Origin of the sequence: Pseudomonas haemolytica, from assembly GCF_009659625.1 — a bacterium.
GTDB lineage: Bacteria > Pseudomonadota > Gammaproteobacteria > Pseudomonadales > Pseudomonadaceae > Aquipseudomonas > Aquipseudomonas haemolytica.
This window is the reverse complement of the sequence record NZ_VOIW01000002.1, coordinates 785,445-810,299: the sequence shown is the minus strand read 5'-3', so window position 1 is coordinate 810,299 and position 24,855 is coordinate 785,445. Positions and strand designations below refer to the sequence as shown.

Sequence of the window (24,855 nt, the reverse complement as noted above, 5' to 3'; positions counted from 1 at the left end):
AGCCGCTGATTAATCAGCGGTTTTTTTTCGGCACGGGTATTGCTACAGCCCTCGCAACGTTCCGTTTAACTGACGGTCAGCCAAGCGAGAGAGCATGATGCCCCACGCCGCCCAACTAGCTTCGGCCCCTGCCCTCCAGGGGCTGGTGTCGCCTGTAGAACCGCCGACCCGCCAGGGCCTGGAACAAGCGTTCTCACAGTTCAACCAGATGTCGAGCCAACTGACCGATTCCTACAGCCTGCTGGAAGCCCGGGTGTCCGAGCTTAAAGGCGAGCTGGCGGTGGTCAGCGCCCAGCGCATGCAAGAGCTGGCCGAGAAAGAGCGCTTGGCCAACCGTCTGCAAAACCTGCTGGACCTGTTGCCCGGTGGCGTGATCGTCATCGACGACCAGGGCCGCGTGCGCGAAGCCAACCCGGCCGCCTGCGACCTGCTCGGCCTGCCATTGGAGGGCGAGTTGTGGCGCGAAGTCATCATCCGCTGCTTTGCGCCGCGTGAAGACGACGGCCACGAAGTCTCCCTCAAGGACGGGCGTCGCCTGTCCATCGCCACCCGTTCCCTGGACGCTGAGCCGGGCCAACTGGTGCTGCTCAACGACCTGACAGAAACCCGTCACCTGCAAGACCAGTTGGCTCGCCATGAGCGCTTGTCATCGCTGGGGCGGATGGTCGCATCCTTGGCGCATCAGATCCGCACGCCGTTGTCGGCAGCGTTGATCTACGCCAGTCATTTGACTGATGAGCAATTGCCCGCCGCCACCCACCAACGCTTTGCCGGGCGCCTCAAGGAGCGCCTGCATGAATTGGAGCACCAGGTGCGCGACATGCTGGTGTTTGCCCGCGGCGAATTGCCGCTGACTGACCGCATCACGCCGGCGGGGTTGATGCAGTCCCTGCAAGCGGCGGCGGCCACCCATGTCCAGGACGCCCACCTGCGTTGGCAGTGTGACAGTCACCACGGCGAGTTGCTGTGCAACCGCGACACCCTGGTCGGTGCGCTGCTCAACCTGATCGAAAATGCCACCCAGGCCAGCGGCCCGGGCGCACGCTTGAAGGTGCACCTCTATACCCGTGAGCAAACCTTGCGCTTGTGCATCAGCGACAGCGGCAGCGGCATCGACCCGCAGGTGCTGCAGCGCCTGGGCGAACCGTTTTTTACCACCAAGACCAACGGTACTGGCCTGGGCCTGACCGTGGTCAAGGCAGTGGCACGGGCCCATCAGGGAGAATTGCAGCTGCGTTCCCGCTTGGGGCGTGGCACGTGTGCATTGATGACCTTGCCGCTGTTTTCCAGCGCGGCAAGCGCGGAGTAAAGGGATTATGACTATCAAGGTTTTATTGGTGGAAGACGATCGCGCCCTGCGTGAAGCATTGGCAGACACGCTGCTGTTGGCGGGCCATGACTATCGGGCGGTCGGCTCTGCCGAGGAGGCCTTGGAGGCAGTCGAGCAGGAAGCCTTCAGCCTGGTGGTCAGCGACGTCAACATGCCCGGCATGGACGGCCACCAGTTGCTCGGCCTGCTGCGCGCACGCCAGCCGCAACTGCCGGTGTTGCTGATGACCGCCCATGGCGCGGTGGAACGGGCGGTGGACGCCATGCGCCAGGGTGCGGCGGATTACCTGGTCAAGCCGTTCGAGCCCAAGGCGCTGATCGAACTCGTCGCCCGGCATGCCCTGGGCGTGATTTCGGCGGCCGAGGGCGATGGCCCGATTGCTTTCGAGCCCGCCAGCGCGCAATTGCTCGAACTGGCGGCGCGGGTGGCTCGCAGTGATTCGACTGTGCTGATTTCCGGCGAGTCCGGCACCGGTAAAGAAGTGCTGGCGCGCTATATCCACCAGCAATCCAGCCGTGCCAAGCAGCCGTTTATCGCGATCAACTGCGCGGCGATCCCCGACAACATGCTCGAAGCCACCTTGTTCGGCCACGAAAAGGGCTCGTTCACCGGCGCCATCGCGGCTCAGGCCGGCAAGTTCGAACAGGCCGACGGTGGCACCATCCTGCTCGACGAAATCTCGGAAATGCCCTTGGGCCTGCAAGCCAAGTTGCTGCGGGTGTTGCAGGAGCGTGAGGTCGAGCGGGTGGGCGCCCGCAAGCCGATCCAGCTGGATATCCGCGTGGTTGCCACCACCAACCGCGACCTGGCCGGCGAAGTGGCGGCGGGGCGCTTCCGCGAAGATCTGTTCTACCGGCTCTCGGTGTTCCCCCTGGCCTGGCGCCCGTTGCGCGAGCGCCCGGCAGATATCCTTCCATTGGCCGAGCGCCTGCTGAACAACCACGTCAAAAAAATGAAGCATGCCCAGGCGCGGCTGTCGGCCGAGGCCCAGGCCTGCCTGGTCAGCTACCCATGGCCCGGTAACGTGCGCGAACTGGACAATGCGATCCAGCGTGCGCTGATTTTGCAGCAGGGTGGTTTGATCCAGCCGCAAGACTTCTGCCTGGCCATGGGCAATGGGGTTGCACCGTTGCCAAGCCTGGCGCCGGCCCCGCTGGTCGCCGAGGCTGAGTCAGCCGGCGCCTTGGGGGATGACCTGCGTCGCCGCGAATTCCAGATGATCATCGACACCCTGCGCGCCGAACGCGGCCGCCGCAAAGAAGCGGCCGAGCGCCTGGGCATCAGCCCGCGCACCTTGCGCTACAAGCTGGCGCAGATGCGCGACGCCGGTATGGATGTGGAAGCGTATCTTTTCGCCACCTAACCGGTAACAAGGTCGACAAGCTTTGTCGCCTTTTCTTACGAGTTGCTACAGAGCTGGCACCCTTGTTGCTACCACCCCTAGTAACCGCTGCGTAGTGTCAAAAAATTGCGGGTCGTCGGAGAGAGAAGGTCATGAGCCAGGGTATTGAGTTCAATCGGTTGATGTTGGATATGCGCTCCATGCAAATGGATGCCATGGCTCAACCGAAATCCGTCGCGTCAGCGCCGGAATTGGGCCAAAGCAGTTTTGCCGACATGCTCGGCCAGGCAATCAATAAAGTCAGTGATACCCAGCAGGCTTCCAGCCAGTTGGCGACTGCATTCGAGATCGGTAAAAGCGGCGTGGACCTCACCGATGTGATGGTCGCCTCGCAAAAGGCCAGTGTGTCCTTCCAGGCCTTGACCCAAGTGCGTAACAAGCTGGTTCAGGCTTATCAAGACATCATGCAGATGCCGGTTTAAGGACGAGATTTAAGTCATGGCAGAAGCAGTCTCCGACAACCTACCCGCCAAGGCCGACGGCAAGCCGCCGTTGTTTGGCCTGTCTTTCCTGGAAAACCTCTCGGAAATGACCATGCTGCGTCAGGTGGGCCTGATGGTCGGCCTGGCTGCCAGCGTGGCGATTGGTTTTGCCGTGGTGTTGTGGTCGCAACAACCCGATTACCGGCCGCTGTACGGCAGCCTGGCGGGCATGGATTCCAAGCAGATCATGGAAACCCTCGCCGCCGCCGACATCGCCTACACCGTGGAGCCCAACTCCGGGGCCCTGCTGGTCAAGGCCGATGATGTGGCCCGTGCGCGGATGAAATTGGCCGCTGCTGGCGTGACGCCGTCCGACAGCAATATCGGCTTTGAAATCCTCGACAAGGACCAGGGCCTGGGTACCAGCCAGTTCATGGAAGCCACCCGCTACCGTCGTGGCCTGGAAGGCGAACTGGCGCGCACCATCTCCAGCCTGAATAACGTCAAGGGTGCCCGTGTGCACCTGGCGATTCCGAAAAGCTCGGTGTTCGTGCGTGACGAACGCAAGCCTAGCGCCTCGGTACTGGTTGAACTGTTTTCCGGCCGTTCCCTGGAGCCTGGCCAGGTGCTGGCGATCGTCAACCTGGTGGCCACCAGCGTTCCCGAATTGAGCAAGTCGCAAATCACCGTGGTCGACCAGAAGGGCAACCTGCTCTCTGACATGGCGGAAAACTCCGCGCTGACCCAGGCCGGCAAGCAGTTCGATTACAGCCGGCGCATGGAAAGCATGCTTACCCAACGCGTGCACAACATCCTGCAACCGGTATTGGGCAATGACCGCTACAAGGCCGAAGTGTCCGCCGACGTGGACTTCAGCGCCGTCGAGTCGACCTCCGAGCAATTCAACCCTGACCAGCCGGCCCTGCGCAGCGAGCAGTCCACCAGCGAACAACGTACTGCCAGCAATGGCCCGCAAGGTGTGCCGGGGGCTCTGAGCAACCAGCCACCGGCGCCAGCCTCGGCACCGCAGACCACCGGTGGCGCCGCCGCGACTGCCAGCGCGATCCAGCCTGGCCAGCCGCTGCTTGACGCCAACGGCCAGCAGATCATGGACCCGGCCACCGGCCAGCCAATGCTCGCACCGTACCCAGCGGACAAGCGTAACCAGTCCACCAAGAACTTCGAGCTCGACCGTTCCATCAGCCACACCAAACAGCAGCAGGGCAAGATCAATCGCCTGTCGGTGTCGGTAGTGGTCGATGACCAGGTCAAGGTCAATGCCGCTGACGGCGCCGTGACCCGCGCACCGTGGACCGCTGACGAATTGGCGCGCTTCACCCGCCTGGTGCAGGACGCCGTCGGTTTTGATGCCAGCCGTGGTGACAGCGTCAGCGTGATCAATATGCCGTTCTCCGCCGAACGCGGTGAAGTGATTGCCGACCCGGCGTTCTACACCCAGCCGTGGTTCTGGGACATCGTCAAGCAAGTACTGGGGGTGTTGTTCATCCTGGTGCTGGTATTTGGCGTGCTGCGCCCGGTGCTCAACAACATCACCGGTGGCGGCAAGAAACAGCTGGCCTTGGCCGGTGGCGACGTCGAGCTGGGTGGCATGGGCGGCCTGGATGGCGAACTGGCCAACGACCGCGTCAGCCTCGGCGGCCCGCAAAGCATCCTGTTGCCAAGCCCGAGCGAAGGCTATGACGCTCAGTTGAACGCAATCAAGAGTCTGGTGGCAGAAGACCCGGGCCGTGTGGCCCAGGTCGTGAAAGAGTGGATTAACGCAGATGAATGATCGAGCCGCTGTGGCCAAGCTTTCCCGGGTCGACAAAGCTGCAGTCCTGCTGCTGTCCCTGGGTGAAACCGACGCCGCCCAAGTGCTGCGCCATATGGGCCCTAAAGAGGTTCAGCGTGTGGGCGTGGCCATGGCGCAGATGCGCAATGTGCACCGCGAGCAAGTCGAGCAGGTGATGAGTGAGTTCGTCGAGATCGTCGGCGACCAGACCAGCCTGGGCGTTGGCTCCGACAGCTATATCCGCAAGATGCTCACCTCGGCACTGGGCGAAGACAAGGCCAACGGCCTGATCGACCGCATCCTGCTGGGCGGCAACACCAGTGGCCTGGACAGCCTCAAATGGATGGAACCGCGTGCGGTGGCCGACGTGATCCGCTACGAACACCCGCAGATCCAGGCGATTGTCGTGGCTTACCTGGACCCGGACCAGGCTGGCGAAGTACTCGGCCACTTCGACCATAAAGTGCGCCTGGACATCATCCTGCGCGTGTCGTCGCTGAACACCGTGCAGCCGGCGGCGCTGAAAGAGCTGAACACGATTCTCGAGAAGCAGTTTTCCGGCAACTCGAATGCCTCGCGCACCACCCTGGGTGGTATCAAGCGTGCGGCCGACATCATGAACTTCCTCGACAGCTCGGTCGAAGGCCAGTTGATGGACTCGATCCGCGAGATCGACGACACCCTGTCCGGCCAGATCGAAGACCTGATGTTCGTGTTCAACAACCTCGCCGATGTCGACGACCGTGGCATCCAGGCGCTGCTGCGCGAAGTCTCCTCCGACGTGCTGGTGCTGGCCCTCAAGGGTTCGGACGAAAACGTCAAGGAGAAGATCTTCAAGAACATGTCCAAGCGGGCGTCCGAGCTGTTGCGCGACGACCTGGAAGCCAAAGGCCCGGTACGCGTCAGCGACGTGGAAACCGCCCAGAAGGAAATCCTCACCATTGCCCGCCGTATGGCCGAAGCCGGAGAAATCGTTCTCGGCGGGAAGGGCGGCGAAGAAATGATCTAAGGCGCCTCCCATGTCGAACAAAGATGAGACGCCCAGCGATCTGATTCGCGCGCGGGATGTGGGCGGGTTCGACATCTGGTCGTTGCCCAGCTTCGATCCCCATGTGCCCGAACCTGAGCCTGCGCCGATCCAGGAAGCGCCTGCAGAAATGGAGGAAGTGCCGCTGGATGAAGTCCAGCCGCTGACCCTCGACGAGTTGGAAGCCATCCGCCAGGAAGCCTACAACGAAGGCTTTGCGGCAGGCGAAAAAGACGGCTTTCGCAGTACCACCCTCAAGGTTCGCCAGGAAGCCGAAGAGGCGCTCGCCACCAAGCTGACAAGTCTGGAGCGCCTGATGGGCAGCCTGTTCGACCCCATCGCTGAGCAGGACTCGCAGCTGGAAAAATCCATGGTCGGCCTGGTGCAGCACATCGCCCGCCAAGTTATCCAGCGTGAGTTGGTGCTGGACTCCAGCCAAATCGAAAGCGTGATGCGCGAGGCCCTCAAGCTGCTGCCCCTGGGCGTCGGCAATGTGCGGCTGTACATCAACCCGCAAGATTTCGAGCAAGTCAAAGCCCTGCGCGAACGCCATGAAGAAACCTGGCGCATCGTCGAAGACGCCGCGTTACTGCCCGGTGGTTGCCGTGTCGAGACTGAACACAGCCGTATCGATGCCACGGTGGAAACCCGTATCAGCCAGATCATGGCCAAATTGTTTGATCAACTGCATGAGCAAGCCCTGCATCCGGCAGAGCCTGACGTGAGCGTTGACCTGGGCGCCCCCGATGCGCCTTGATCGCACCAGCTTCGCCAAGCGCCTGGGCAGCTACGCCGAGGCGACCGAGTTGCCTGGCCAGCCGATCCTCGAAGGGCGCCTGCTGCGCATGGTCGGCCTGACCCTCGAAGCCGAGGGCCTGCGCGCCGCCATGGGCAGCCGCTGCATGGTGATCAACGACGACAGCTACCACCCGGTGCAGGTTGAAGCCGAAGTGATGGGCTTTTCCGGCAGCAAGATCTTCCTCATGCCGGTGGGCAGCCTCGCCGGCATCGCTCCAGGTGCTCGCGTAGTGCCCTTGGCCGATACCGGTCGCCTGCCAATGGGCATGAGCATGCTGGGCCGCGTGCTCGACGGCGCTGGTCGCGCGTTGGATGGCAAGGGTGGCATGAAAGCCGAAGATTGGGTGCCGATGGATGGGCCCACCATCAACCCACTCAAGCGCAACCCCATCAGCGTGCCGCTGGACGTGGGTATTCGCAGCATCAACGGTTTATTGACGGTCGGTCGCGGCCAGCGCCTGGGCCTGTTCGCCGGTACCGGCGTGGGTAAGTCGGTGTTGCTGGGCATGATGACGCGCTTTACCGAGGCCGACATCATTGTGGTGGGGCTGATCGGTGAGCGTGGTCGTGAGGTCAAGGAATTCATCGAGCACAGCCTTGGTGAAGAAGGGCTCAAGCGCTCGGTGGTGGTGGCTTCGCCTGCGGACGATGCACCACTGATGCGCCTGCGCGCTGCCATGTACTGCACACGCATTGCCGAATATTTTCGCGACAAGGGCAAGAACGTCCTGTTGCTGATGGACTCGCTCACGCGTTTCGCCCAGGCCCAGCGGGAAATTGCCCTGGCCATCGGCGAGCCACCGGCTACCAAAGGTTACCCACCCTCGGTGTTCGCCAAGCTGCCCAAGCTGGTGGAGCGCGCCGGTAATGCCGAGGCCGGCGGCGGCTCGATCACTGCGTTCTACACGGTATTGTCCGAAGGCGATGACCAGCAGGACCCGATTGCCGACTCGGCGCGGGGCGTACTCGACGGGCACATCGTGCTGTCACGGCGTCTGGCGGAGGAGGGGCATTACCCCGCCATCGACATCGAGGCGTCGATCAGCCGGGTCATGCCAGCGGTGGTCACGCCGGAGCACATGGCGCGTGCGCAGCATTTCAAGCAACTCTGGTCGCGCTATCAACAGAGCCGCGACCTGATCAGCGTCGGTGCCTATGTGGCGGGCGGTGATCGCGAGACCGACCTGGCGATTGCCTTGCAACCGCAACTGGTCAGCTACCTGCGCCAGGGCCTCAACGACAAGATCAGCATGGCCGAAAGTGAATCGCACCTGGGCTCGATCTTCGCCCCGGCGCCAGGCGGCTAAGCCATGGCCAACAGCCGCGCCGCCCGCCTGGCCCCGGTGGTGGACATGGCCGAAAAGGCCGAGAAAGCCGCGGTGCAACGCCTGGGTTATTTCCAGGGCCAGGTGCGCCTGGCCCAAAGCAAGCTGGGCGACTTGGAGCGCTTTCGCGGCGAGTACCAGCAGCAGTGGATCGAGCGCGGCAGTAAAGGTGTGTCCGGCCAATGGTTGATGGGTTACCAGGGCTTTCTTACTCAGTTGGAAACCGCCGTAGGCCAACAACGCCAGAGCCTGGCCTGGCATGAGAGCAATCTCGACAAGGCCCGTGAGGCCTGGCAACAGGCGTTTGCCCGGGTCGAGGGGCTGCGCAAGCTGGTGCAGCGCTATATCGACGAGGCACGGGCCCTCGAAGACAAGCGCGAGCAAAAGCTGCTCGATGAACTGTCCCAGCGCCTGCCCCGCCAAGAACAATTCTAACTAACGACGCAGGGCAAATGTGGGAGGGGGCTTGCTCCCGATGGCGGTGTGTCAGTCAAAAAATCCATTGCTGACACACTGCCATCGGGAGCAAGCCCCCTCCCACATTTGAGCTGCTGTGTTGCCCATATCCCGTTCAACTGCTAAACCTTGTTGCACAGTGCCAATGACAAGGAAGCAGTCACATGTCAGTCGAGTCAGAAGTATCCCTGGATGGGAAGAAGTTGACGATCGCAATCAGGGGCCGGTTCGATTTCGGCAGCCACCAAAGCTTTCGGGATTCCTACGAGCGTTTCTATAAGGTGCCCGAGACCTATATCGTCGATCTCAAGGAGGCCACTTATATGGACAGTTCGGCCCTCGGCATGCTCCTGCTGCTACGTGATCATGCCGGCGGTGATGAGGCCGAGGTCCGCGTGATCAACAGTAACTCCGACGTGCGCAAGATCCTCGCGATCTCCAATTTCGACAAGCTGTTCGACATCTGTTGAGCGCCTTGGCCCCGGTTCTTGAGGCGCTGTGCATCCTGATCGCCGAAGACAGCGCGGCCGACCGGCTGTTGTTGTCCACTATCATCCGTCGCCAGGGCCACCAGGTGTTGACTGCCAGTAATGGTGCCGAGGCGGTTGAAGTCTTCACCCGTGAACGGCCGCAACTGGTGCTGATGGACGCGCTGATGCCGGTGATGGATGGCTTTGAAGCCGCCCGGCAGATCAAGCAACTGGCGGGTGAGGCGTTGGTGCCGATCATCTTCCTCACTTCGTTGCGCGAGAGCGAAGCCCTGGCCCAATGCCTGGATGCCGGCGGCGATGACTTCCTGCCCAAGCCCTACAACCCACTGATCCTGGCAGCCAAGATCAACGCCATGGACCGCCTGCGCCGCCTGCAGGCCACGGTGCTGCAACAGCGTGACCTGATCGCCAGGCACCACGAACACCTGATGCATGAGCAGCGGGTGGCCAAGGCGGTATTCGACAAGGTTGCTCACTCCGGTTGTATCAACGCCGCACCGAATATCCGCTACCTGCAATCGCCCTACGCGCTGTTCAACGGTGACTTGCTGCTGGCCGCCTATACGCCGTCCGGCGACATGCATGTGCTGCTCGGCGATTTCACCGGCCATGGCCTGCCAGCGGCCATCGGCGCCATGCCCTTGGCCGAAGTGTTCTACGGCATGACCGCCAAGGGCTATGGTCTGACACAGACCCTGCGGGAAATGAACGCCAAGCTCAAACGTATCCTGCCGGTGGACATGTTCTGCTGTGCCACCTTGCTGTGCCTGAGCCCCCAGCGCCGGGCGGTGGAGGTGTGGAACGGCGGCATGCCCGAAGGCTACCTGCATGAAGTCGCCACGGGCAGGCGCACGCCGTTGATGTCGCGGCACTTGCCCTTGGGCGTGCTATCGGCAGAGGCATTTGATGACAGCACTGAGGTCTGGCCGATGGCCTTGGGCGACCGGGTGTTCCTGCTCTCCGATGGCGTGCTGGATACCGCTGACGCCAATGATCAACTGTTCGGCGCCGAGCGTTTGCAGCAGGTGTTCGCCGCCAACCGTGAGCCGGACCGCCTGTTCGAGGATATCGAGCACGCCCTGGCGGCCTTTCGTGGCCAGGCACGCGATGACGTCAGCATGGTCGAGATCACCTTGCTGTCCGGCCTGGCGCTGCGTGTGGCCGAGCCAATGTATGCCGACAGCGGCCAGTCATGCCCGCTGGATTGGTCGGTGAGTTTCGAGTTCCGCGCCCAGACCCTCCAGCGTTACAACCCACTGCCGTACTTGCTGCAACTGCTGTTGGAGGTCCATGGCCTTCGAGAGCAGAGCGGGGCTCTCTACAGTGTGATGGCCGAGTTGTATTCCAATGCCCTGGAACACGGCGTGTTGGGCCTGGATTCACGGCTCAAGCGCGATGCGCAGGGGTTTGCGCAGTACTATCGCCAGCGCAATGAGCGGCTGGCGCAATTGAACAGCGGTTATGTGCGCATACATGTACAGGTGGCGCCGACCGACAGCGGCGGCAAGATGACCCTGCGTATCGAAGACAGCGGGCCGGGTTTCGACGTAGAACAGGAGCTGGCACGGCCTTTGGACGTCGACCGTCTGTCTGGCCGGGGCTTGAGCCTGGTGCGTCAATTGAGCAGCGCTGTACGCTGGTCTGATGGCGGGCGCAGTGTCTGCGTAGAGTTTTGCTGGGCGGCTCTGGCATAATCCGCCGATTCTTGATCAAGGAGCGAGCAAGTGGCTGAGATTCATTTGGACCCCGAGGTATTGTCGGGTTTGCAGGACGTCATGGAGAGCGAGTATCCCAAGCTGCTCGATACCTTTCTGGACGATTCGCAGAAGCGCGTCGAGGCGTTGCGCAAGGCAGGCGATGATGCCAAGGCGTTGGGGCGGATTGCGCACAGTTTCAAGGGCAGCAGTGGCAACCTTGGGGCGGTGCGGTTGGCGAAGTTGTGTCAGCGGTTGGAGGCTGAGTCCGTTGGGCCGGCGTCGAACCTGGGGGCGTTGGTTGATCAGATTGATCATGAGTTTGCATTGGTGAAGCCGCTGTATGAGTCGGAGCGCCAGCGCTTCAGTATCTGAATCATCGCCGTAAACCTGGCCCGACTCTTGCTCTATCTCCATTTACTGCATCCCCGACCCCCATGCAGTGGAGAACCTTACCTATGCCAGTCGCCCCTAATTCGCTCCTTCAGGCTGCCCCCGCGGCCAAGCCTCAAGCGTCTGCCGCCACCCCTGCGGTAGCGGTGGCGGCCCCGCGGGACAAGGGCCCTGGCTTTGCTCAAGTGTTTGCCAACCAAGGCAGCAAGCCGACGCTTACGGCCGACGACGGCGCAAACAAAGTCACACGGGACAAGCCTTCTGACGCCAACGCCAAGCCGGTTGCCGGTCACGACAAGCCTGCCGCCAGCAAGCCAGCGGTTGCCGATAGCGGCAATCCTTTGCCTGCCAAGCCACCGGCCAAGGCCGACGACGGCGCTGACAGTGATGGTGACAAAACCACTGACCCGTCCCAGGCGCAGCAACCCGCAGTTGATCCTGTGGTCGACCCGGCGGTGATCGCTGCCGTTACGCCCGTACCCGTAGCTGTGCAAGCCTCGGCACCCGCCGCGGCTGCCGAGGACGCGGCCCTGCCCGTCGCTGTGACCGATGAAGCCAAGCCGACGGCCTTCGACCCGGAGGCCGACCCCCTGGACTCGATGCCGGCCGTGCGCCTGGCGATGGAGCAGGGCGGTCACGTGTCGGCCAGCAGCCAGGCGCCGCAGAAAACCGCGTCCGCGCCTCAGGATCAACCGACCGCCGCGCAGAGCTTTGCCGCCGGCCTGGCCACGATGGTCGACCAGCAAGCCACCAAGGACAGCACCGACCAAGGTGGCGACAAGGCCTTTGGTGGGCTGATTGATGACGGCCTCAAGGACCTCAAGAACGCCAGCAGCGACACCCGCGTGGATGACTTCGCCAACCGTCTGGCCGCGCTGACCCAGGCCGCCACGCCGAAAACCGCGAATGCCTTGCCTCCCGTGGCCAATGCACCGCTGGCCATGCATCAGAGCGGCTGGACCGAAGAAGTGGTCAACCGCGTGATGTACCTGTCCAGCGCCAACCTCAAGTCGGCGGAGATCCAATTGCAGCCGGCTGAGCTCGGGCGCCTGGACATCAAGGTCAACATGACGGCGGACCAGCAGGCCCAGGTCAGTTTCATGAGCGGCCATGCGATCGTGCGTGAAGCCCTGGAAAGCCAGTCTGGCCGCTTGCGCGAGATGTTTGCCCAGCAGGGTATGGGGCAGGTGGATGTGAATGTGTCCGACCAGTCTCGTGGCCAGGAGCAGCAGCAACAGCAAGGCCAAGCGCGGGGCGTGAGCAGTGGCGGTCGGCGTGGTGATAGCGCTGACACTGGCAGTCACGTTGACGTGGCTGAAGTGGCAGCGCCAGTGACCTCAACCGTGATCGGCTCCAGCGCCGTCGACTACTACGCCTGACCTGAGTCAAATAGAGATCCAAATGTGGGAGGGGGCTTGCTCCCGATAGCGGTGCATCAGCTAAGGATGTCTTGACTGACACACTGCAATCGGGAGCAAGCCCCCTCCCACATTTGATGTGTGTTGCCAGGCTGCCAGACAACTCTGGCATAACACTTGCTCTTGCCTTCCCGTAGATCTATGAATCCCCGAATAGTGACGGATTATTGGCATGGCGAAGAGCGACGACGCAGCAACCCCCCCCGCAGGCAAAGGCAAGCTCAAGCTGATCCTGTTGATTGTGCTGGGCCTGCTCCTGGCCATCGGTGCCTCGATTGGCGGCACCTGGTACATCATGCACAGCAGTGCAAGCAAGCCGGCACCCGCCGCCGAAACCGCCACTAACGTCAAGCAACCGGCTATCTTCGAGCAGATGCTTCCGGCCTTTGTTGCCAATTACAACGTGAACGGTCGTCAGCGCTACTTGCAGGTGAGCATTACCTTGCTGGCGCGCAACCAGGCGGACCTGGATGCCCTCAAAGTGCATATGCCGGTGATCCGTAACAACCTGGTAATGCTGTTCTCCGGCCAGAGCTTCGACAACCTGGCCACCCCGGTCGGCCAGGAAATGCTGCGTCAGAAGGTCACTGCCAGCGTGCAGGAAGTGGCCCAGAAAGAACTCGGCAAAGTCGTGGTCGAGCAGGCGCTCTTCACTAACTTCGTATTGCAGTAGGATCACGACATGGCCGTGCAAGACCTGCTGTCCCAGGATGAAATCGACGCGCTGTTGCATGGTGTGGACGATGGTCTGGTACAGACCGAAATGGCTGCCGAGCCCGGCAGTGTCAAAAGTTATGACCTGACCAGCCAGGATCGCATCGTCCGTGGACGCATGCCGACCCTGGAAATGATCAACGAACGCTTTGCCCGCTATACCCGTATCAGCATGTTCAACATGCTGCGCCGTTCGGCCGACGTGGCCGTGGGCGGCGTGCAGGTGATGAAATTCGGTGAATACGTGCACTCGCTGTACGTGCCCACCAGTCTCAACCTGGTCAAGATCAAGCCGTTGCGTGGCACCGCGCTGTTCATCCTCGACGCCAAGCTGGTGTTCAAGCTGGTGGACAACTTCTTTGGTGGCGACGGCCGTCACGCCAAGATCGAAGGGCGTGAGTTCACCCCTACCGAATTGCGTGTAGTGCGCATGGTGCTGGAACAGGCCTTCATCGACCTGAAGGAAGCCTGGCAAGCGATCATGGAAGTCAACTTCGAGTACATCAACTCGGAAGTGAACCCGGCCATGGCCAACATCGTCGGCCCCAGCGAGGCCATCGTGGTGTCGACGTTCCACATCGAACTCGATGGCGGTGGCGGCGACCTGCACGTGACCATGCCGTACTCGATGATCGAACCGGTGCGCGAAATGCTCGACGCCGGCTTCCAGTCCGATCTCGACGACCAGGACGAGCGCTGGGTCAAGGCCCTGCGCGAAGACCTGCTGGACGTCGACGTGCCGCTGAGCGCCACCGTCGCCCGTCGGCAATTGCGCCTGCGGGATATTTTGCACATGGCGCCTGGGGACATCATCCCCGTCGAATTGCCGGAAGAACTGATCATGCGCGCCAACGGCGTGCCGTCGTTCAAGGTCAAGCTCGGTTCCCACAAGGGCAACCTGGCTTTGCAAGTGGTTGAGCCGATCAACCGTCGCTGATCCCTATTTATGATTGTTTGCTTCGCCGAGGACATGTAATGGCTACCGAACACGAAAACACTTCCGCCGAAGACCAGGCCCTGGCTGACGAGTGGGCTGCGGCCCTGGAAGAGACCGGCGATGTTGGGCAGGACGATATCGACGCGCTGCTGGCCGCCGATGCTGCCACCGCACCGGCCGGCAACCGCCTGCCGATGGAAGAATTCGGCAGCGTGCCGAAGAACAACGAGCCGGTGACCCTCGATGGCCCGAACCTGGATGTGATCCTCGATATCCCGGTGTCGATCTCCATGGAAGTGGGCAGCACCGAAATCAACATCCGCAACCTGCTGCAACTCAACCAGGGTTCGGTGATCGAGCTGGACCGCCTGGCCGGTGAGCCATTGGACGTGCTGGTCAACGGCACCCTGATCGCCCATGGCGAGGTGGTGGTGGTCAACGAGAAGTTCGGCATCCGCCTGACGGACGTGATCAGCCCGAGCGAACGCATCAAGAAGTTGCGCTGAGATGAAGTACTCGATGGCGGGACTGTTGCTGGCGCTGCCATTGAGCGCCCTGGCGGCTGAGCCGGTGGCGCAAGCGGCGGCTGCGGCGCCCGTAGTCAGCAGCGGTGTTGGCGGGCAATTGACCCAGCTTGTGCTGGGATTGTTGCTGGTGGTCGGCTTGATCTTCGTGCTCGCCTGGCTGATGCGCCGCGTGCAGAGCATCGGCCCAGGCAATGCGCAGGTTATCGAACTGGTCGGCTCGCGTGCCCTCGGCCCGCGCGATCGGCTGGTACTGGTGCAAGTCGGCGAGGAGCAGATCCTGCTCGGCATTACCCCCGGCCGCATCACCCCGCTGCACGTACTCAAGACCCCGGTGGACGCGGCCAAGACTGAGGCCGCTACGCCAGAATTCGCCCAGCGCCTGATGGAGTTGCTGGGCAAGGATCAGAAGGATAAGAAGTAATGCGCGTTTTATTGACGCTCATGCTGTTGCTGGCCGCGCCGTTGGCGATGGCTGCAGACCCGTTGTCGATCCCGGCGATCACCCTGGGTACCAACGCGGCCGGCGCCCAGGAATATTCGGTCAGCCTGCAGATCCTGCTGATCATGACGGCGCTGAGCTTTATCCCGGCGTTTGTCATGCTGATGACCAGTTTCACGCGGATCATCATCGTCTTCTCGATCCTGCGCCAGGCCCTGGGCCTGCAGCAGACGCCGTCGAACCAGATCCTCACCGGCATGGCCCTGTTCCTGACGCTGTTCATCATGGCGCCAGTGTTCGACAAGGTGAACCAGCAAGCCCTGCAACCGTATCTGGCAGAAAAACTCAACGCCCAGGACGCCATCGACAAGGCCCAGGGCCCGATCAAGGACTTCATGCTGTCGCAAACCCGCTCCAGCGACCTTGAACTGTTCATGCGCCTGTCCAAGCGTACCGACATCGCCACCCCCGACCAGGCGCCGCTGACTATCCTGGTGCCGGCATTCGTCACCTCTGAATTGAAGACCGCGTTCCAGATCGGTTTCATGATCTTTATCCCGTTCCTGATCATCGACCTGGTGGTGGCGAGCGTGCTGATGGCCATGGGCATGATGATGCTGTCGCCGCTGATTATTTCGTTGCCGTTCAAGATCATGCTGTTTGTGCTGGTGGACGGCTGGGCGCTGATTATCGGCACCCTGGCCGGCAGTTTCGGAGGGGTATAGCGCTATGACCCCAGAAGTCGCCGTCGACCTGTTCCGTGAAGCGCTGTGGCTGACCACCATGATGGTTGCCGTGCTGGTGGTGCCGAGCCTGTTGGTGGGCCTGTTGGTGGCGATGTTCCAGGCCGCGACCCAGATCAACGAACAAACTCTGAGCTTCCTGCCACGCCTGCTGGTGATGCTGGTCACCCTGATTGTCGCCGGCCCGTGGCTGGTGCAAACCTTCATGGAATACATCCTGCAGCTGTACGGCAGTATTCCGCAGTTGATCGGCTGAGCCCATGCAGTCCGTGCTGGCCTTGACCGACACCCAGATCAGCACCTGGGTGGCCGCTTTCATCTTGCCGCTGTTTCGCGTCACGGCGGTGCTGATGACCATGCCGGTGTTCGGTACCACCTTGGTGCCACGGCGCATCCGCCTGTATTTCGCCGTCGCCATTACCGTGGTGATCGTGCCCGGTTTACCGCCGATGCCGCCGGTGAATGCGTTGGACCTGAGTGCGCTCTTGCTGATTGCCGAGCAGATACTCATCGGTGCGGTGTTGGGCTTCTCCCTCACGCTGTTCTTCCAGGCGTTTGTGATTGCCGGGCAAATCGTCTCGATCCAGATGGGCATGGGCTTTGCCTCGATGGTCGACCCTACCAACGGCGTGTCGGTGGCGGTGATCGGTCAATTCCTGACCATGCTGGTGACCTTGCTGTTCCTGGCCATGAACGGCCACCTGGTAGCGTTCGAGGTGCTTACCGAAAGCTTCACCACCTTGCCGGTGGGTTCGGGGCTGGTGGTGAACCATTTCTGGGAGCTGGTGGGGCGCCTCAGCTGGGTGCTGGGCGCGGCGTTGCTGCTGGTGTTGCCGGCGATCACCGCGCTGCTGGTGGTCAACATTGCGTTTGGCGTGATGACCCGGGCGGCGCCGCAACTGAACATTTTCTCGATTGGTTTCCCCTTGACCCTGGTGTTGGGCATGGGGATTTTCTGGATCGGCATGGCCGACATTCTCAATCAGTATCAACCGCTGGCCACCGACGCCTTGCAGTTTTTACGTGACCTGGCACGGGCGCGCTGAGCCATGGCCGAAAGCGAGAGTGGTCAGGACAAAACAGAAGACCCCACGGAGAAACGTAAAAAGGACTCCAGGGAAAAGGGCGAGATTGCGCGCTCCAAAGAACTGAATACCTTCGCCACCATGATGGCCGGCGCCGGTGCCCTGCTGATCTACGGCGGTGGCTTGGCGCTGGACCTGATGGAGCTGATGAAACTCAACTTCAGCTTGCCCCGTGAAGTGCTGCTCAGCCCCGGCGCCATGGGCCAGTACCTGCTGCATTCGGGCAAGATCGCGATTCTGGCGGTACAGCCGGTGTTGATCACCTTGTTGCTGGCCGCGCTGATCGGCCCGGTCGCCCTCGGCGGCTGGTTGTTCGCGGCGGGCAGCATGGCGCCAAAGTTCAGCCGCATGAACCCAGGGGCCGGGCTCAAGCGCATGTTTTCCGCCAAGGCGCTGGTGGAATTGCTCAAGGCCCTGGCGAAATTCATCCTGATTCTGTTCGTGGCCCTGGCTGTGCTGTCGTCCGACATCGATGATTTGCAACGTATCGCCCATGAACCGCTGGAGTCAGCGATCATCCACAGCGTGCAAGTGGTGGGGTGGAGTGCACTGTGGATGGCCCTCGGGTTGATCCTCATCGCAGCGGTGGACGCACCGATCCAGCTGTGGGAAAGCCACAAGAAACTGCTGATGACCAAGCAGGAAGTACGCGACGAACACAAGGATCAGGAAGGCCGCCCCGAGGTCAAGCAGCGCATTCGCCAGCTGCAGCGGGAAATGTCCCAACGCAAGATGATGGCTGCCGTGCCCGATGCCGACGTGGTCATCACCAACCCGACCCACTACGCCGTGGCCCTCAAGTACGACCCCGAGAAAGGTGGCGCACCGATGCTGCTGGCCAAGGGCAGCGACTTTACCGCCCTGAAAATCCGTGAAATCGCCGTCGCCAACGACATCCTGCTGCTGGAATCGCCGGCGCTGGCGCGGTCGATCTTCTATTCCACGGACCTTGACCAGGAAATCCCTGCCGGCCTGTACCTGGCGGTGGCCCAGGTATTGGCCTATGTGTATCAGATCCGCCAATACCGCGCCGGCAAGGGCAAGCGCCCAGATCCGCTTAAAGACCTGCCCATCCCGCCGGATTTGCGCCGCGACACTTAATCCCCGTCTGACCTGTCAACTTTGACAGTAGCCATTACGCCGCCTTCACTGTTTGATACAGCGATGAGGCGCGCAGCCATGCGCGGCTCGGGAGGCGGTGATGGATAGGGGTTCGGTCAGGTGGTTCGATGCGGTCAAGGGCATTGGCTTTATTGCCCGGGACCTTGATGGCAATGAGGTTGCTGTTGAACCCAAAGGCGCTAAGTGCGGTGAAGCCCCGCCAGCCGTTCCCAGGCTTCGAAAAACCCGCAAGCGAAAAAAAACACCGGATGCATGATTCACTGGCCTTAGCACCTATCGACCACTTGCGTCTACCTGTCAACTTTGACAGTAGCCACAGTGCGCTTTCCGTTGTTTATTACCCTTCGCGCATGTAGTAAACGAGCTGCGGGGAGAGCGGTATTGAAGGTAGCTACAGGTACTGTCAAATCCTTTGAGTTGATCCGCGGCGAGTGGTTGATTGCGTTGGACGACGGGGAAGAAAACGTCTTCATCGATTGGAGCGATTGGCATTGGGCTGCACTGTCGATTGGTGAGCAGATAATGTTTCAGATGATCCATAAACCCCAGGGCGTTTACGCGCTTCCCATTAGTGCGTGTAACGACACAGAGGCGGATCCAAAGGTGTAAGGGAGAGCGGAAATGGCAACCGGTACTGTGAAGTGGTTTAACGCGGAGAAGGGGTTTGGTTTTATTACCCCGGATGATGGGAGTACGGATGTTTTTGCCCATTACTCGGCAATTCAGTCGCATGGGTTCAAAAGCCTGGAAGAAAACCAAAAAGTAGAATATGACCTAGCCCAAGGACCAAAAGGCCCTCAGGCCGATAATATACGGCCTATTTAAAGGCTCAAATGTGGGAGGGGGCTTGCCCCCGATAGCACTGGCTCAGTCAATGAATCTACTGCCTGACACAGAGCCATCGGGAGCAAGCCCCCTCCCACATTTGACCTGGTTTGTACTTCTATCAGATCAGTCAATTGCCAGGCCGTCACGGGGACGCGCCGGACTGCCATTTGTCAGAAGGCACGGCCTACCTGTCAATGTTGACAGTAGTTCGCCCACTACTTGCGCGCGTAGGCTTGGACAGGGACTTGTGGCCACGCCAGGGGGGCGGTCACGTAGGAGTGTCAAGGAGAGTCTTCATGGAAAAAGGTACCGTTCGTGTGTTCAACAAAGAGAATCAATTTGCGGAAATCCAGCCGGATGAAGGCGAGGGTAGGGTGACTGCGTATGAGGAGGCACTTAGCACCGCGAAGCTGACTGATCTACAAGAGGGGGACAGGGTGATTTACGAGGTACGCAGCGATGGCCACGTTAGCCACATCAGGCTCGTTAGGTCTTAACCCTCAATAGAAATACCCACCGGTATTCACTTCAAGTAAAAGTTGGAAGGCTTCTTGCAACCCCGCCTCCACGACGCTTCCCAGCGTCAAAACTTTGCTTCAAGGACACGAGGAATACCGGTGGTAGATCGCTCTCAAATGCTCAACACGGCCCGTGGCACCCTGACTGACCTGTCGCGGGGCAATCTGGGTGTGCCGTTGTTGTTGCTGGTGATGCTGGCAATGATGATGTTGCCGATGCCACCGTTTCTGCTCGACGTGTTCTTCACCTTCAACATTGCCCTGTCCGTCGTGGTACTGCTGGTGTGCGTGTACGCCCTGCGGCCGCTGGATTTCGCGGTGTTCCCCACCATCCTGTTGATTGCGACCCTGCTGCGCCTGGCGCTGAACGTGGCGTCGACGCGGGTGGTGATGCTCCACGGCCAGGACGGCCACGCCGCTGCCGGTAAAGTGATCCAGGCCTTCGGTGAGGTGGTGATCGGCGGTAACTATGTGGTCGGTATCGTGGTGTTCGCGATCCTGATGATCATCAACTTCGTGGTGGTGACCAAGGGCGCCGGGCGGATTTCCGAGGTGAGCGCGCGCTTTACCCTCGATGCGATGCCCGGCAAGCAGATGGCCATCGACGCCGACCTCAACGCCGGCCTGATCGACCAGAACCAAGCCAAGTCCCGCCGCCTGGAAGTGGCCCAGGAAGCCGAGTTCTATGGCTCGATGGACGGTGCCAGTAAGTTCGTGCGCGGTGACGCCATCGCCGGCCTGTTGATTCTGTTCATCAACCTGATTGGCGGTATGGCGGTCGGCATCTTCCAGCACGGCATGACCTTCGGCGATGCGGGCCGGGTGTACGCCTTGCTGACCATCGGTGACGGTTTAGTGGCGCAATTGCCATCACTGTTGTTATCCACAGCGGCGGCCATCATGGTCACCCGTGCTTCGGGCTCCGAAGACATGGGCAAGCAGATCAGCCGCCAGATGTTTGCCTCGCCCAAGGCCTTGGCCGTGGCGGCGGGCATCATGGCGATCATGGGCATCGTCCCGGGCATGCCCCACGTTTCATTCTTGACCATGGCAGCCCTGGCCGGCGGCGGCGCCTACCTGTTCTGGAAAAAGCAGAACGCCGTCAAGGTTCAAGCCTTGCAAGAGGTTGCGCGCCAGCAGGACCTGCTGCCATCCCCGGCCCGCGCCCAGGAAACCAAGGAGTTGGGCTGGGACGACGTGACTCCGATCGACATGATCGGCCTGGAAGTCGGCTACCGCCTGATCCCGCTGGTGGACCGCAACCAGGGTGGGCAACTGCTGGCACGGATCAAGGGCGTGCGCAAGAAGCTGTCCCAGGACCTGGGCTTCCTGATGCCCACCGTGCATATCCGCGACAACCTCGACCTGGCCCCCAGCGCCTATCGCCTGACCCTGATGGGCGTGATCCTGGCCGAAGCCGAGATCTACCCGGACCGCGAACTGGCGATCAACCCTGGCCAGGTGTTCGGCACGCTCAACGGCATTACCGCCAAAGATCCGGCTTTTGGCCTGGAAGCGGTGTGGATCGAAGTCAGCCAGCGCAGCCAGGCACAGTCCCTCGGGTATACCGTGGTCGACGCCAGCACCGTGGTCGCCACGCACCTCAACCAGATTCTCTACAAGCACTCTCATGAGCTGATCGGCCACGAGGAAGTCCAGCAATTGATGGGGTTGCTGGCCAAGTCGTCGCCGAAACTGGCCGAAGAGTTGGTGCCGGGCGTGCTGACACTGTCGCAGTTGCTCAAGGTGTTGCAAGCGCTGCTGGCCGAACAGGTGCCGGTACGCGATATTCGCAGCATTGCCGAGGCCATCGCCAACAATGCCGCCAAGAGTCAAGATACTGCCGCGCTGGTGGCAGCGGTGCGCGTCGGATTGTCCCGTGCAATCGTGCAAAGCATTGTAGGTATTGAGTCCGAGCTGCCTGTGATCACCTTGGAACCAAGGTTGGAACAAATATTGCTCAATAGTATTCAGAAGGCCGGTCAGGGCCAGGAAGAGGGTGTCCTGCTGGAGCCAAGCATGGCTGAGAAGCTGCAGCGTTCGTTGATCGACGCCGCACAGCGCCAGGAAATGCAAGGCAACCCGGTGATTCTGCTGGTGGCCGGTCCGGTTCGTGCGATGTTGTCGCGGTTTGGACGCCTGGCCGTACCGAATTTGCACGTATTGGCTTACCAGGAAATTCCTGACAATAAGCAAGTGACTATCGTCGCGACAGTTGGGCCCAATGGCTGAGGTAGTGGGTTATGCAAGTTAAGCGTTTTTTCGCCGCCGATATGCGTCAGGCCATGAAACTGGTCCGTGATGAGCTGGGCGCCGACGCCGCGATTATCGGTAACCGTCGGATTGCCGGCGGTGTCGAGCTGACGGCTGCGCTGGATTACACGCCCCAGGCCTTGGCCCCGCGTGTGCCGAACATGGAACTCGAAGACGAGCTGCGCAAGACCGCCTCGCGTATTGTGTCGGCCCAGGCTGAACTGAGCATGCGTGGCGACAGCGATGCCAGCACCAATCGCCAATTGTTCGCCGGCTTGCCATTGACCGCCGCCGAGCCGCTGGTAGAGCCAACCTTCATCGAACCCCCGCGCCCAGCCGCGCCTGCCCCGGCCGCTGCCGTCGACCAGCGTGTGTTTGACTCGATGCGCTTTGAACTCAACGGCCTGCGTGAGTTGCTCGAAGTGCAACTGGGCTCCCTGGCGTGGACGCAACTGCAAGGCAGCAAGCCGCAACAAGCCAACCTGTGGCGCCGCTTGCAACGCATCGGCCTGTCTGGCCCGCTGTCCCGCGACTTGCTGGCCTTGACCGCGGAAGTCGAAGAACCGCGCCAGGCCTGGCGCATGTTGCTGGCGCACTTGGCCCGCATGATCGCCACCCCGGAAATCGAACCGCTTGAAGAGGGCGGCGTGATCGCCATGGTCGGCCCCGCCGGCATGGGCAAGACCACCACCCTGGCCAAGCTGGCCGCCCGTTATGTGCTCAAGTACGGCGCGCAGAATATCGCCCTGGTGAGCATGGACAGCTACCGCATCGGCGCCCAGGAGCAGCTCAAGACCCTGGGCCGTATTCTCAATGTGCCGGTGACTCACGTCGACCCGGGCCAGTCCCTGGCCAACGCCCTGGACCCGCTGCTGCGCAAGCGCGTAGTGCTGATCGATACCGCTGGCCTGCAAGCCAGTGACCCGGCCCTGCGCATGCAGCTCGAAAGCCTGGCCGGGCGTGGCATCAAGTCGAAGAATTACCTGGTGCTTGCAACCACCAGTCAGAAACAGGTGCTTACCGCTGCTTATCACAGTTACAAGCGTTGCGGGCTGGCCGGCTGCATCCTCACCAAGCTCGATGAAACCGCGAGCCTGGGTGAAGTGTTGAGTTTGGCCATCAGCCATGAATTACCGGTCGCCTACCTGACCGACGGGCCGCGGATCCCGGATGATCTGCATCTACCGCGCCGTCATCAGTTGGTCAGCCGTGCCGTGAGTGTGCAAATGCAAGAAGAGCCTAGCGAGGAAGCGATGGCCGATATGTTCGCCGACCTTTACCACCACCCGGCTAAACGGGTCGGTTGAGGCAGGATGAACACCGTGAAATGTACCTACATCGATGGTCTGCAAGCGATTCACGCGGCCAAGCCATGTAGCCTGCGTCTAAGCAAGACAAGGTAAAGAAATAAAATGGGCAGCATGCATCCCGTACAGGTGATCGCGGTGACCGGCGGCAAAGGTGGCGTCGGAAAAACTAACGTGTCAGTGAATTTGTCCCTGGCCCTGGCAGAGCTTGGCCGTCGCGTCATGCTGCTGGATGCTGACCTGGGCTTGGCGAACGTGGACGTTCTGCTGGGACTGACACCCAAACATACCCTTGCCGATGTGATCGAGGGCCGCTGTGAGCTGCGCGATGTGCTGCTCCAGGGCCCCGGTGGCATCCGTATCGTGCCGGCGGCCTCGGGCACCCAGAGCATGGTGCACCTGAGCCCTGCGCAACATGCCGGGCTGATCCAGGCGTTCAGTGATATCGGCGACAACCTCGACGTGCTGGTGATCGACACCGCTGCCGGGATCGGCGAGTCAGTGGTCAGCTTCGTGCGCGCCGCCCAGGAAGTGCTGCTGGTGGTGTGCGACGAACCCACTTCGATCACTGACGCCTACGCGCTGATCAAACTGCTTAACCGTGACTACGGCATGAACCGCTTCCGCGTGCTGGCCAACATGGCCCAAAGCCCGCAGGAAGGGCGAAACCTGTTCGCCAAGTTGACCAAGGTCACGGATCGCTTCCTCGATGTTGCTTTACAATACGTCGGCGCAGTTCCCTATGACGAGTGTGTGCGCAAGGCCGTGCAAAAGCAGCGTGCGGTCTATGAAGCGTTCCCTCGTTCGAAGTGCGCACTGGCGTTCAAGGCCATTGCCCAGAAGGTCGATACCTGGCCGTTGCCCGCCAACCCTCGGGGGCATCTGGAGTTTTTCGTCGAGCGTTTGGTGCATCAGACGAGCGCAGGACCGGTGCTATGACAGCCAGCGGCTACAACCTTTACAAGAGATCGGCACGTGACAGCCAAGGTGAATTGATCGAGCGCTATGCGCCCCTGGTCAAGCGCATTGCCTATCACCTGTTGGCGCGCCTGCCGGCGAGTGTGCAGGTCGAAGACTTGATCCAGGCCGGCATGATCGGCCTGCTCGAAGTGTCGACCAAATACGACGCGAGCAAGGGTGCGAGTTTCGAGACGTATGCGGGTATCCGCATCCGTGGCGCGATGCTCGATGAAGTGCGTAAAGGGGATTGGGCGCCGCGTTCGGTACACCGCAATACGCGCATGGTCAGTGATGCAATTCGTGCAATTGAAGCAAAAACCGGTCGTGACGCTAAAGATCATGAAGTTGCGGCCGAACTCCAATTGAGTCTCGACGATTACTACGGGATTTTGAACGATACCTTGGGCAGCCGCCTGTTCAGTTTCGACGACCTGTTGCAGGACGGCGAACACGAAGGGCTGCACGAGGACGGCGCAAGTGCACATCTGGAGCCGTCCCGCGACCTGGAAGACGAACGTTTCCAGAGCGCGTTGGCGGACGCGATTGCCAATTTGCCGGAGCGTGAGCGCCTGGTGCTGGCGCTGTACTACGACGAAGAGCTGAACCTCAAGGAAATCGGTGAGGTCCTGGGGGTCAGCGAATCGCGTGTCAGCCAGTTGCATAGCCAGTGCGCAGCTCGCTTGCGGGGGCGATTGGGAGAGTGGCGCGCGCGCTGACAGGCAGTGTGGGGACACTGCAGACGCTACCGCGACGCCGCAAGGCTTCGCGGGTGCGCACCGTGGTGCCCTGGGCAGTCCTTTTTGTGTAACGCCTGTTGATTGAAATGGCGCGTCCAGGTGCTGGGCGCGTTTAAGACTGCTTGGAGGTCGAATTG

At 61.2% G+C, this 24,855-nt stretch carries 26 protein-coding genes; all 26 read left to right on the top strand.

The genetic code is table 11. The features are described 5' to 3' along the window. Nucleotides 1-97 precede the first annotated feature (97 nt). The 26 genes from FRT59_RS09900 (at nt 98) to fliA (ending at nt 24,697) form a co-directional block, all read left to right on the top strand. Complete coding sequence (locus tag FRT59_RS09900; RefSeq protein ID WP_153871152.1) at nt 98-1,309, top strand: sensor histidine kinase; 1,212 nt, start codon at nt 98-100, stop codon at nt 1,307-1,309. Nucleotides 1,310-1,316: 7 nt separating this feature from the next. Beyond that, on the top strand, nt 1,317-2,693 hold the full coding sequence (locus FRT59_RS09895) for a sigma-54-dependent transcriptional regulator (protein ID WP_034117088.1): 1,377 nt from the start codon (nt 1,317-1,319) through the stop codon (nt 2,691-2,693). Nucleotides 2,694-2,824: 131 nt separating this feature from the next. Next, the gene (fliE, locus tag FRT59_RS09890) at nt 2,825-3,154 is read left to right on the top strand and encodes a flagellar hook-basal body complex protein FliE (protein ID WP_034117087.1); all 330 of its coding nucleotides are present in this window, start codon (nt 2,825-2,827) and stop codon (nt 3,152-3,154) included. Nucleotides 3,155-3,170: 16 nt separating this feature from the next. Then, nucleotides 3,171-4,946 carry a flagellar basal-body MS-ring/collar protein FliF gene (gene fliF / locus FRT59_RS09885; protein WP_034117086.1) on the top strand — a complete coding sequence of 592 codons (1,776 nt, stop codon included), beginning with the start codon at nt 3,171-3,173 and terminating at the stop codon, nt 4,944-4,946. Then, the gene (fliG, locus tag FRT59_RS09880) at nt 4,939-5,955 is read left to right on the top strand and encodes a flagellar motor switch protein FliG (protein ID WP_003192957.1); all 1,017 of its coding nucleotides are present in this window, start codon (nt 4,939-4,941) and stop codon (nt 5,953-5,955) included. The genes fliF and fliG overlap by 8 nt, the downstream gene beginning before the upstream one ends. Nucleotides 5,956-5,965: 10 nt before the next feature. Then, nucleotides 5,966-6,730 carry a flagellar assembly protein FliH gene (fliH, locus tag FRT59_RS09875; RefSeq protein WP_034117085.1) on the top strand — a complete coding sequence of 255 codons (765 nt, stop codon included), beginning with the start codon at nt 5,966-5,968 and terminating at the stop codon, nt 6,728-6,730. Then, nucleotides 6,720-8,078, top strand: a complete 1,359-nt coding sequence (gene fliI / locus FRT59_RS09870; protein WP_034117084.1) for a flagellar protein export ATPase FliI — start codon at nt 6,720-6,722, stop codon at nt 8,076-8,078. The genes fliH and fliI overlap by 11 nt, the downstream gene beginning before the upstream one ends. Before the next feature lie 3 nt (nt 8,079-8,081). Next, on the top strand, nt 8,082-8,531 hold the full coding sequence (gene fliJ, locus FRT59_RS09865) for a flagellar export protein FliJ (RefSeq protein WP_153871076.1): 450 nt from the start codon (nt 8,082-8,084) through the stop codon (nt 8,529-8,531). 185 nt (nt 8,532-8,716) lie between these two features. Next, entirely contained in the window at nt 8,717-9,022 is a 306-nt protein-coding gene (locus FRT59_RS09860) for an STAS domain-containing protein (protein WP_153871075.1), read from the top strand. Continuing rightward, nucleotides 9,019-10,737: an ATP-binding SpoIIE family protein phosphatase gene (locus tag FRT59_RS09855; RefSeq protein WP_153871074.1), complete on the top strand. Its 1,719-nt coding sequence runs from the start codon at nt 9,019-9,021 to the stop codon at nt 10,735-10,737. Before FRT59_RS09860 ends, FRT59_RS09855 begins: the two co-directional genes overlap by 4 nt. Nucleotides 10,738-10,767: 30 nt before the next feature. Next, nucleotides 10,768-11,112 (top strand): Hpt domain-containing protein, encoded by a 345-nt coding sequence (locus tag FRT59_RS09850; RefSeq protein ID WP_198809649.1) that lies wholly within the window; start codon nt 10,768-10,770, stop codon nt 11,110-11,112. Between the two features lie 83 nt (nt 11,113-11,195). Next, nucleotides 11,196-12,509 carry a flagellar hook-length control protein FliK gene (locus FRT59_RS09845; RefSeq protein WP_153871073.1) on the top strand — a complete coding sequence of 438 codons (1,314 nt, stop codon included), beginning with the start codon at nt 11,196-11,198 and terminating at the stop codon, nt 12,507-12,509. 211 nt (nt 12,510-12,720) lie between these two features. Then, nucleotides 12,721-13,221, top strand: a complete 501-nt coding sequence (gene fliL, locus FRT59_RS09840; protein ID WP_034117078.1) for a flagellar basal body-associated protein FliL — start codon at nt 12,721-12,723, stop codon at nt 13,219-13,221. A gap of 9 nt (nt 13,222-13,230) precedes the next feature. Beyond that, on the top strand, nt 13,231-14,199 hold the full coding sequence (gene fliM / locus FRT59_RS09835) for a flagellar motor switch protein FliM (protein ID WP_153838100.1): 969 nt from the start codon (nt 13,231-13,233) through the stop codon (nt 14,197-14,199). Between the two features lie 38 nt (nt 14,200-14,237). Beyond that, complete coding sequence (fliN, locus tag FRT59_RS09830) at nt 14,238-14,705, top strand: flagellar motor switch protein FliN (RefSeq protein ID WP_010208756.1); 468 nt, start codon at nt 14,238-14,240, stop codon at nt 14,703-14,705. A 1-nt stretch (nt 14,706) separates the two neighbouring features. Then, nucleotides 14,707-15,147: a flagellar biosynthetic protein FliO gene (fliO, locus tag FRT59_RS09825; RefSeq protein WP_034117076.1), complete on the top strand. Its 441-nt coding sequence runs from the start codon at nt 14,707-14,709 to the stop codon at nt 15,145-15,147. Next, entirely contained in the window at nt 15,147-15,890 is a 744-nt protein-coding gene (fliP, locus tag FRT59_RS09820; protein ID WP_034117075.1) for a flagellar type III secretion system pore protein FliP, read from the top strand. Before fliO ends, fliP begins: the two co-directional genes overlap by 1 nt. A 4-nt stretch (nt 15,891-15,894) precedes the next feature. After that, the gene (gene fliQ, locus FRT59_RS09815; RefSeq protein ID WP_003175300.1) at nt 15,895-16,164 is read left to right on the top strand and encodes a flagellar biosynthesis protein FliQ; all 270 of its coding nucleotides are present in this window, start codon (nt 15,895-15,897) and stop codon (nt 16,162-16,164) included. A 4-nt stretch (nt 16,165-16,168) separates the two neighbouring features. Next, the gene (gene fliR / locus FRT59_RS09810) at nt 16,169-16,954 is read left to right on the top strand and encodes a flagellar biosynthetic protein FliR (protein ID WP_034117074.1); all 786 of its coding nucleotides are present in this window, start codon (nt 16,169-16,171) and stop codon (nt 16,952-16,954) included. A 3-nt stretch (nt 16,955-16,957) separates the two neighbouring features. Continuing rightward, nucleotides 16,958-18,094: a flagellar biosynthesis protein FlhB gene (flhB, locus tag FRT59_RS09805; RefSeq protein WP_153871072.1), complete on the top strand. Its 1,137-nt coding sequence runs from the start codon at nt 16,958-16,960 to the stop codon at nt 18,092-18,094. 642 nt (nt 18,095-18,736) lie between these two features. Continuing rightward, nucleotides 18,737-18,940, top strand: a complete 204-nt coding sequence (locus FRT59_RS09800) for a cold-shock protein (protein ID WP_034117071.1) — start codon at nt 18,737-18,739, stop codon at nt 18,938-18,940. Nucleotides 18,941-19,239: 299 nt separating this feature from the next. Continuing rightward, the gene (locus FRT59_RS09795) at nt 19,240-19,440 is read left to right on the top strand and encodes a cold-shock protein (RefSeq protein WP_034117070.1); all 201 of its coding nucleotides are present in this window, start codon (nt 19,240-19,242) and stop codon (nt 19,438-19,440) included. A gap of 138 nt (nt 19,441-19,578) precedes the next feature. Further along, nucleotides 19,579-21,693 carry a flagellar biosynthesis protein FlhA gene (gene flhA / locus FRT59_RS09790; RefSeq protein WP_034117069.1) on the top strand — a complete coding sequence of 705 codons (2,115 nt, stop codon included), beginning with the start codon at nt 19,579-19,581 and terminating at the stop codon, nt 21,691-21,693. Nucleotides 21,694-21,704: 11 nt separating this feature from the next. Continuing rightward, the gene (gene flhF / locus FRT59_RS09785) at nt 21,705-23,021 is read left to right on the top strand and encodes a flagellar biosynthesis GTPase FlhF (protein ID WP_034117068.1); all 1,317 of its coding nucleotides are present in this window, start codon (nt 21,705-21,707) and stop codon (nt 23,019-23,021) included. A 105-nt stretch (nt 23,022-23,126) separates the two neighbouring features. Beyond that, on the top strand, nt 23,127-23,960 hold the full coding sequence (gene fleN / locus FRT59_RS09780; protein ID WP_003192912.1) for a flagellar synthesis regulator FleN: 834 nt from the start codon (nt 23,127-23,129) through the stop codon (nt 23,958-23,960). Beyond that, a complete protein-coding gene (gene fliA, locus FRT59_RS09775; protein ID WP_034117067.1) occupies nt 23,957-24,697 on the top strand; it encodes an RNA polymerase sigma factor FliA in 741 nt (246 codons plus the stop codon). Before fleN ends, fliA begins: the two co-directional genes overlap by 4 nt. Nucleotides 24,698-24,855: the final 158 nt, after the last annotated feature.